Raw genomic sequence first — 9,485 nt, 5'->3', positions numbered from 1 at the left:
AAAGATATAATGAATTTGTTACTCAACCTAAGGTGTTAACTGAATAAAAAAGTGTCTACAGCCTTGGGGTCATTCCAAAGAATTACACAAACAGAACAAAAGACTTTAGCTTTTAAACCTATTGCCGTATTAGTTATAAAACATGCAAAAGAATTTACTATTCACTTACGGCTTGTTAGAAATATATTAAAAATTCAAGAAAAAGTTTCAACATTTATTGTTAATGAGATTCTTCCAGGAGCAATAGATGATAAGAAAAATAGAGTACTTAGTGAATATTTAAATAAATATAACCATAATGTAGGAACTATGTTAGAGTTAACAGAAGATATAGATAGAACATTAATTGATAATACTTTATTATATGAATTTACTAAAAATGGTTTTGAAAATTTAAATATTGAAGAAGCAAAAATTAAACATTTATTAAACAATATTAATAATTTAAAAACCTATACTTATGGATTACCTTTTATTGCCAAAGCTGCTCAACTTGGTTATAAAAAAAACAAAGCTACAATGACTGATAAAGTGGATTTTTTTGATACAGTAAAACGAATGAAGGATAAAATAGAGGACTTCTTCAAAGTTGCTGCTATTTTTAATACTAAAACAAATATTGAAAATAATGGAGTAAGCTATAAAATTGAAGTTGGTGAACATATTAATACTATAATAATAAAAAATGCTTTAAAGCAAGATATTCAGGGAATAATTTTTGAAATTTGTTATAACGCAGCAAAATATAATAATTTATCTCCTAACTCAGAGTGTATAATAAAATTCTATTCAAATGAAGGTAATATTTATGTAGAGAATAATATTTGTGAAAAAGAAATACAAAGTAGCTCTAAAGTTGGTCTTTTATCTATAACTAGATATTTAAATAAATTAAATTATGACTTAGAATCAGAGTGTTTAGATACAAAATATATTGTAAAAATTTTAAAAAGGAAGTAAGAAAATGGTTAGTTTAGAAGAGATTAAAGTTTTAGTTATTGATGATCAAGATAGTAATATATCAGCTATTATAAGAGGATTAGATAGATTAGGGTTGAATCTTGATAATATGCATCCAAATGATAGCGTTCCTAAAGAAGTTAGATGTTTTTCAACCTTTATTAAACAAAGTGCAAATAGTAATAATGTTGTAAAAATATATCAAAAAATAAAAGAATATATAGATAAAGAAAAAATTGATATTTTATTTCTTGATTTAAATTTAACAGGTCAAGAAACATCAGGTGAGACTTCAGGGGAACAATTAATAGAATTATTAGTAAATAGTGATGAACCTATATTAACACACTTACCTATTGCAATAGTATCTCAATATTCTTATGTAAGAGCAGGGATATCGAGAATGGCTCCAATTGTACACATTCTAAAAGATGATACAGGATTTAGTAGAGATAAATTTGTAGAATCTTGCGAAGACATAAAATTGATAGAAAGCCTTCCTATTATTGTTCAAAATTATAGAAATATTAAAGATAGTGATGATTACCATTTAGATGTAAAATATATAAAAGCTAAATTAAATAGTTTAAACTATGATGATAAGTTAGATAATATTTTAGGTGCTTTAAATGATCTAAATGCAGATAACTTATCAAATAATGAAAAGTTAAAAAACATTGAGATTATGAATAAAATAATGATTAAAACATTACCTCACTTATGTGAAAAAAAGAATGTCAAAAAAGTTCTTGAAAGTATATCTGATGTTAAAATTAAAGAGCTTTTAGGTGATGATTTCCCAGAAGAATTAAGGCGGAGTCTATATTCAAAAATTAAAGCTATAGCTACAAAAGAAAAAGATGATTTAGCAGATGATGTTATAAGTGAAATAAAAAATGAGGTTAAAGAACATATATCAAATCAAGCTAATATAGATGAAAATGATAATGTTATAGAAAAAACAGGAAAATTAAGCCTTTATATTTGGAATCAAGTAGCTTCTGCTGCAACTGGGAACTTATAATAAAAATGGAATTAGGTACATACCCAATAAATTGTAAACTTTTAAAGAAGTTAATACGATATAAAAGAAATGATGAAAAATCAACTAAAAGTGAATTAGGTCTTGGAATAAGTTTTTCATACAATTTTGAAAATAGGCTAAAAGAATATCAAGAAAGTGCAGAAAGATTAAAAAAATTTGAAGAAGATACAAAAGAATTTACTGATATAGAGTTTTTACATCTTTTTGCATTTTATCATTATGGTAGAGATGAATGTAGATTCCTTGAAGTGACACCTCCAACAACAACATCCTCTTATATTGATATTTTTAACTACTTTAAAGATTGGGAAAGAGGTAATATTATAATCAAATTAAGAATGCTTCAATATTATGCAATTAAAAAATATTTTAAAGATGCCCTTAGAGGTTATTTTATAAATGAAAAAGATGTTCAAAAAAGAAAAGATAAGTATAAAAAAAGACTTAAATCATTTAATAAAGAAACTATTTCTGAGATAGAAAAGTATAAAGGAAACACCTCTAATTCAACAATCCAAACATTTAAAGATATTTTTAGTGATTATCAAACTGAAATAATAAAAGATATAAAAATAGCTAAAAAGATTATTGCGAGAATCATACATTCTACAGGTGGACATATAGTTTGTGATTTTATAGACTATGGAAATTTTGATCATCTTCATTATGTTGAAATAGATGAAGATCACAATATACTAAAATTATATTGGTATCACAGTAATGTAAAATCAACTGTACAAAATGTAAGAGTGGATTTAAAATTTGATTCTCTTTTATTGATAAATCAATCATCCTTTGCCTCTATAGCTATAAAGGGATACTATCAAACATTAAAAGAAGTTAGAAATTATTATGGCAATGCAGAATCGGTTAATAGCTTTGTTCAAAAACCTAGAACACATAGTCATTCTAATTTTCAATATGAAATGTCTTTCGATAAAAGGATTAATAAAAAAATTGAAAACTTTCATGTATCAGTTTTACCTTGGAGGTTTTATAATGTTCTTATTTCTCCAAAAGAAAACTTAGGAGATGTTATCCAATCTAAAAAAATTTTAATAATGTCAAATCTAAAAGAACTTAAAAATAGAATTAATTTTACTTATGAAAAAATTCAATTAATAGAACTTGATAATGAAGATGATATTACAATGTTTGGAAATAGATATAGAAAATTTGTAGAAAATCTACTAAAACTAATTTGTCTTATGAAAGTATATATGTTTGAAGAGAATTATAAAAGCGATACATTAGGGGCTCTTTTAACAAAATTAAAGGAAAACTCTTTATATTTCAAGTTAGAAAATGGGGAAGATATTAATATTTCAAAAGAAGATATAGAGCCAGAAATTCTTTTATATAAAATTATTACACTAACAGAAAATATAATTAAAGAATTAAATTTACATTCTCATGAAAATGTATGTACAAAAATAGATGAGACAATGCTTGAAATTCTTCATAAAGAAATTAATTTTTTATTTGAATTATCATACTTATATTTAATGGATAAAGGTATTATTAAATATTTAGAGAATTAAACAAAAAATATGAAAAAATGTATTAGTTTTATTTTGAAGCATACAGTTCTTATATTACATTTAAATTAAGTACACTTAAAAGTACACCTTTTGAAATAATAATTTATAAAGTATCTAAAATTAGGATTATTCTCTCCTGTATAGAATTGGTCAGGAGAAGCTTATATAAGCTAAAATTATTCTATAACTCTACTTGTACCTGATACTTTAATTGGACTATTTGCTATATCACTAAAACTAACAAACAGTTGAGAAGGTTGCTTCATATCAAATCCTTGTAAAATCTCAATATTTCCAGATTTTTTGAAGCCCATATTTCTTAAGTACTCACCTAATGCAACAGCTGCTGAACCAGTTGCAGGATCTTCAACAACACCTCCATATGCAAAGGCATTTCTTGAATGGTATAGGTTTTCATTTTCTTCCCATAAAACACTAATTGTAACTATGTTTTCTTTTTTCATTAATACTTTTACTTTATCAAAATCATACTTCATTTCTTGAAGTTTTTCTTTATTTTTCAAAAAGATAATTAAGTGGTCATTACCAGAAAATGCAATTTTAATAGGATATTTACTATTTAAATCTTCTTTTTTGAATGAAAATGCTTCAATAATACTATTGATGTATTCTTCCTTTGCATCTTTTGAATGTGTTTTCATAGAAGTTATACTTGTAAAACTTTCGCCATTTTTTTGACTAACTTCAATTTCAATATTTCCATTATTTAAGATTAGGTTATACTTACCCAATCCAAATTTTTCTCCAATTAAATAACCACTGGCAATAGTTGCATGTCCACAAAAAGCTATTTCAGTTTCTGGAGAAAAGTATCTTATTCTAAAAGAATCACCTTGTTTAATTAAAAATGCAGTTTCTGAATAATTGACATCTTTTGCTATTTCAAGCATTTGTTTTTTGTTTAACATTTCATCACTAAATACTACACCTGCTGGATTTCCACCTCTATTTTTGTATGAAAATGCTGATATTTTTTCTACTTTCATTAAATTCCTTTTGATATTTCTTTTGTTTTAATTTTTATAATTATAGAGAGTTTTAAAAAATTACTCTTTATCCTATGTCTCATTTAATTTGTTCTATATTGCTATAATTTTTGTTTTAAATCATATTAGATATAATTTTTTATGAAAAAAGATACCAAACATTTTAGGGCAGATATTGTCAATAAAACCTTAGCTTATATTTACAAACATATTGATTCTAATATTACTTTAGATGAATTGGCAAAATTAAATTGTATTAGTAAACATCACTTTCATAGGATATATAAAGAAGAGATGGGTGAAAATTTGTTTGAAAGAATTAGTGCTATTCGTTTACAAAAAGCTGCCAATTTACTTATAAGTAATCGATATTCAACCATTAGTGAAATTATGCAGTTGTGTGGTTATAGTTCACATTCATCATTTATTAAAGCATTTAAAAATAGATTTACATTTACTCCCACCCAATGGAAAAAAGGTGAGTATATTAATTACTCAAAAAATAATCTAGCTTTTGATGAACAGATAAATGATGATTTTTTTGCTATTGAACCACTTTTAAAAGTTGTTCCTAAAAGAGTCTGTGCATATATTAGACACAAAGGTTATGACTTGTCAGTTACTAGAACCTGGGAAAGATTAATGGCATATGCCTATGAAAAAAAGCTCGATAGTACAATACAAATTGGAATTTTTCATGATAATCCTGTAACAACTTTTTACAATGATTGCCATTATGTAGCTGCTATAGAAGTTGATTCTACATTTACATCAACTAATTCAATTAGTAAACTAGAGATAGAAGAGTCTTTATGTGCTATTTTTCACTATGAGGGTGTTTATGGGGATGTAGTTAAACTTATGGTTTATATTTATAATTTTTGGTTACCTAATAGTGGATATGAGGCTAAAACATTACCACCATTTGCAATTTATTATAAAAATCATTTTTTAGAAGAAAATAACCGTTTTAGTTTAGATTTTTATGTTCCGATTATGGTTGTGTAAGATTAGTGATTATTTTATATGTACATAAGCAATGAGAAGATGTAAAGGGTTATATAACCGTTCCATCTTCTAGTACAATTCTATTTCTACCATCATTTTTTGCTTGATAAAGTAATATATCTGCTTTTTGTAAGGCATCATCATATGATTTATGGTCATTTCGTAAAACTACACCTGCTGAAAATGTAACTTTAATTTTTTGATTTTTAAAGTTGAAGCTATTTTCATTAACTATTGCTTTGATTCTTTTTAGATATTGTAAAATTTCTCTTCTAAGTTTGTATTCAACTGTTGCTACAAACTCTTCTCCACCATATCTTGCTAAGATATCATTTTCTCTTGTTTGGCTTTTTAATATCTTTGAGAAGGTTTTTAATACAGTATCTCCACCTTCATGTCCATAGGTATCATTTATAGATTTAAAGTGATCAAGGTCGAAGAAAACAATAGCGTATTGGATGTTTTCTCTTTCAAAGTTTTTATCTATAATTTTTATTTCAGTATCATAAGCTCTTCTTGTAAGTAATCCTGTTAAGTGGTCTATTACAGCCTCTTTTTTTGCTTTTTCTAATTCACTTTCTAAGATTTGAACTTTACTTTCTAAATCTTTAACATGATTTTCACCATTGGATAACTTTTTATTTACTTCATTCATCTCTGTTTCAATATTTGATGCTGCACTAATAAGTTTATTTTGTAAAGCCACAAGTTCTGCAATATTGCTATCATCTAAGTCAAATGATGTAAGTTCATCTTTAATATTAGTTACATTACTTGAGCTATTTTGGTTGCTATTTATGGCATCTTTTAAATGTTTACCCATAAGCGTAACAAGTTTAGCAATATCAGCAGTCTTTTCTTTTAGAAGATTTTGATCTGTTTCAAATCTTTTTTCTAAAAATTTTTGCATCTCTTTTTGAATATCTTCTTCAAAAATAAGTTCAGGTGAATCACCAATTTTTATAGAAAAATTTGTAAGTTGTTCATCAAGGTGAATATTTATTGAAGGTGATAAGGCTTGCTTTATGATAGAAGCTAAAGTTGAGACATTTTGAATATGAACTCTTTTTAAAAGTAGTCCGATAAGTTCTTCAAAAGTCTTTATGTTATTTGCATTTAGTTCATCTTGTTCTTGGGGTGTTAATTTACTAACTAACTCTTTAAATAAATTACAATCATCTACTTTTTCATTTTGTTCTGTAGCTACATTACAAAACTCTTTATGATACTCATTTGGAGTTGGTTGTATATTTTTTTCTTTTAATACTTCTAATGTTTTTGTAGCAATTTTCTCAATGTTTGTCATACGTTTTCCCTTTGACCTAAGCTAAAAGTTTTTTTACCATTTCATTTATTCTTTTTCCATCAGCAACTCCAGCAAACTTTTTGCTAGCTGTTCCCATTACTTTACCCATATCTTTCATAGTAGTTGCACCAACTTCAGCTATAACTTCTTTCATTCCTGCTTCTAGTTCTTCATCGCTTAGTTGTTGTGGTAAATATGCTTTAAAAACTTCAATTTGTGCTTGTTCTACTTCAACTAAATCATCTCTTCCTGCATTTTTGTATTGTAAAGAGGCTTCTTCTCTTTGTTTGATTCCTCTTTGTATAAGTTTAATTACATCTTCATCATTTAACTCTTTTCTTTCATCAACTTCAATTTGTTTAATCATTGTATTAATTGCTCTAATCGAGTCTCTTTTTACAATTTCTTTTGATTTCATTGCTTCTTTTAAGTCTGACTTTAGTTGTTCTTTTAAACTCATATGAATAATCCTTTTATAATTTATAAATTTATCTATTGTAGCAAACTATGAGTTAAAACTCTCTATCATTTCTTCGAGTTCTAAGTACCTTTCTACTTTTTTCTCATAGATTGTTTTTGTCTCTTCTAGCTCTTGGGAAATAGCTACGATACCCCTTTTCTCATAACATGATGGATTAGATAAACATTTGTTATATTCTTCTATTTTTAGCTCCAAATCCTCAATTTCTTTTGGTAAGTTATCATAATCTCGTTGGTTTTTATAGCTTAATTTTGTCTGTTTTTTAGGTGCAGAGTTTTTTGTTTGTATGTTTTGTATTTTAGAAAACTCTTTTTCTAAACTATCCAGCTCTTTTAACTCTTTTTCAATTTCAAGGTACTCTGTATATGGTTGGTATGATTCAAAAATTTGACCATCATAACCTTTGAAAACAAAGAGTTTTTTGGCAATTTTATCTACAAAGTATCTATCATGTGATACAAAAATAAGCGCACCTTGGAAGTTTTGTAAATACTCTTCAAGGATATTAATAGTTGGGATATCTAAGTCATTTGTAGGTTCATCAAGAACCATACAATCAATATCTTTAGTAAAAAGTAGGGCAAGGGCAACTCTGTTTTTTTCTCCACCACTTAATACTCCAACTTTTTTATCCAAGTACTCCCTTGGAAATAAAAAGTTTTTAAGATATCCGTAAACATGTAGATTCCTTCCATCTGCTAAGACAACTCTATCTCCACCATTTGGACAAAAAATCTCCATAAGATTTTTACTATCATCTAACATCTCTCTTTGTTGGTCAAAGTAGCCTATTTTGAAATCACCTTTTTTAAAACTTCCACTATCAACTTTTAATTTATCCATAAATATTTTTAACATAGTTGATTTTCCAGTACCATTTGGTCCAACTATGGCTATAGTGTCTTTTTGTAAGATTCTAGTTGTAAAATCTTTTATTAGAAGTTTATTTCCAAGTGTTTTTGATATATTATCTAGTTCAAAAAGCATTTTTCTTTTGTTTTGCATTTTTGCTTCTTCACTATTGAAAGCTTTTTGTTCTCTTTGAAGTTCTACACTCATTTTTTTGATTAGGCCAGGGTTTGATTTAGCTTTTTTCTTTAGGTCAAAGTATTCAGCTTTTCGTCTTTCATTTCTTTTTCTTCTTGCTGTTACTCCATGTTGCATCCAGTGGGCTTCTCTTTTTACCATTCTTATTAGGTTGTCATGTTCTTTTTGCAAATGCTCAAGCATAAGTTGTTTTTGCTCTAGATAGTCTGTATATCCACCTTTGAACTTCTTTATTTCTCCATTTTCCACTTCAACTATCTCTGTTGCAATGTTATCTATAAAATACCTATCATGTGAGATAAATATAAGTGTGAAGTTGTTTTTGATAAGTAACTCTTCAAGGAACTCCACCATATAAACATCAAGGTGGTTGGTAGGCTCATCAAGAAGTAAAACATCAGGCTTTCGTAAAAGTAATCCTGCAAGACTAACTCTTCTTTGTTCTCCTCCGCTTAAAAGATTTACATCTTTATGTTCAAACTCTTTTAGCTTAAACTCAATAAGAACTCTTTCAATCATATTGTCCAAATCCCAAGCATTGTGAAACTCTAAGAAAGTTGCCAACTCACTTTGTCTATGAAGAAGAGTCTCATTCTCATAATCAGTCATGAGTTTGTGTGAAATATCTTCATATTCGTCTTTTGCACTTTTTACTTCAACAAGTTGTTCTTCTATGGCTTCTCTTACTTTTAAATTAGGTTTAAATTTTGGTTGCTGGGCTAGCATCTCTATTTTGATAGATTTATCAATAGACTTCTCACCACTATCAGGCTCAACTTCTCCTGTGATGATTTTAAGAAGTGTAGATTTACCTTGTCCATTTTGTCCAATGACAGCGATTCTTTGTCCTTGGTTCAGTGTAAAGTTTACATTTTTAAGTATTACTTTGATGTCATATTGTTTTGAGATGTTTTGTAAGTCAATTAGTGCCATATGAGTATTTGAATTCCTATATATTATTTATTAAATTAGATAAATATAATATCTAAAAATCTGTTATATCCTGCTTTTAGTAATGTCTTTCATAAAATTAACTAAAATCACTATTCAGAAACTTGTTTTAAAAAGTCTAATTTCATCTTATTTAATA

Annotated in this window: 8 protein-coding genes; 4 read left to right on the top strand and 4 right to left on the bottom strand. The window is 26.8% G+C overall.

Annotated features, from left to right (window positions below):
* Nucleotides 1-63: 63 nt before the first annotated feature.
* Genes ACQY5W_RS01610 through ACQY5W_RS01600 form a run of 3 tightly spaced genes read left to right on the top strand, consistent with a single transcriptional unit; the run spans nucleotide 64 to nucleotide 3,546 of the window.
* Nucleotides 64-960 carry a hypothetical protein gene (locus ACQY5W_RS01610; RefSeq protein ID WP_428023182.1) on the top strand — a complete coding sequence of 299 codons (897 nt, stop codon included), beginning with the start codon at nucleotides 64-66 and terminating at the stop codon, nucleotides 958-960.
* 4 nt (nucleotides 961-964) lie between these two features.
* Nucleotides 965-1,984, top strand: coding sequence for a hypothetical protein (locus tag ACQY5W_RS01605; protein ID WP_428023181.1), 1,020 nt, complete (start codon nucleotides 965-967; stop codon nucleotides 1,982-1,984).
* 5 nt (nucleotides 1,985-1,989) lie between these two features.
* Nucleotides 1,990-3,546 (top strand): hypothetical protein, encoded by a 1,557-nt coding sequence (locus tag ACQY5W_RS01600; RefSeq protein ID WP_428023180.1) that lies wholly within the window; start codon nucleotides 1,990-1,992, stop codon nucleotides 3,544-3,546.
* Nucleotides 3,547-3,722: 176 nt separating this feature from the next.
* Here ACQY5W_RS01600 and ACQY5W_RS01595 read toward each other — a convergent pair whose 3' ends face one another.
* A complete protein-coding gene (locus ACQY5W_RS01595; RefSeq protein WP_428023179.1) occupies nucleotides 3,723-4,553 on the bottom strand; it encodes a PhzF family phenazine biosynthesis protein in 831 nt (276 codons plus the stop codon).
* Between the two features lie 141 nt (nucleotides 4,554-4,694).
* Here ACQY5W_RS01595 and ACQY5W_RS01590 point away from each other — a divergent pair, with 141 nt between their 5' ends.
* On the top strand, nucleotides 4,695-5,561 hold the full coding sequence (locus ACQY5W_RS01590; RefSeq protein WP_428023178.1) for an AraC family transcriptional regulator: 867 nt from the start codon (nucleotides 4,695-4,697) through the stop codon (nucleotides 5,559-5,561).
* A 49-nt stretch (nucleotides 5,562-5,610) separates the two neighbouring features.
* Here ACQY5W_RS01590 and ACQY5W_RS01585 read toward each other — a convergent pair whose 3' ends face one another.
* The 3 genes from ACQY5W_RS01585 to abc-f are packed head-to-tail and all read right to left on the bottom strand — an operon-like array spanning nucleotide 5,611 to nucleotide 9,328.
* Nucleotides 5,611-6,867: a GGDEF domain-containing protein gene (locus ACQY5W_RS01585; RefSeq protein WP_428023177.1), complete on the bottom strand. Its 1,257-nt coding sequence runs from the start codon at nucleotides 6,865-6,867 to the stop codon at nucleotides 5,611-5,613.
* Nucleotides 6,868-6,883: 16 nt separating this feature from the next.
* Nucleotides 6,884-7,327 carry a GatB/YqeY domain-containing protein gene (locus ACQY5W_RS01580; RefSeq protein WP_428023176.1) on the bottom strand — a complete coding sequence of 148 codons (444 nt, stop codon included), beginning with the start codon at nucleotides 7,325-7,327 and terminating at the stop codon, nucleotides 6,884-6,886.
* Nucleotides 7,328-7,372: 45 nt separating this feature from the next.
* A complete protein-coding gene (gene abc-f, locus ACQY5W_RS01575; RefSeq protein WP_428023175.1) occupies nucleotides 7,373-9,328 on the bottom strand; it encodes a ribosomal protection-like ABC-F family protein in 1,956 nt (651 codons plus the stop codon).
* Between the last annotated feature and the right edge of the window lie 157 nt (nucleotides 9,329-9,485).

It is taken from the genome of Arcobacter sp. (assembly GCF_050300555.1).
In the GTDB taxonomy this organism is placed as follows: Bacteria; Campylobacterota; Campylobacteria; order Campylobacterales; family Arcobacteraceae; genus Arcobacter.
The sequence above is the reverse complement of the archived record's forward strand: the minus strand, read 5'-3'. Positions and strand labels throughout refer to the sequence as shown.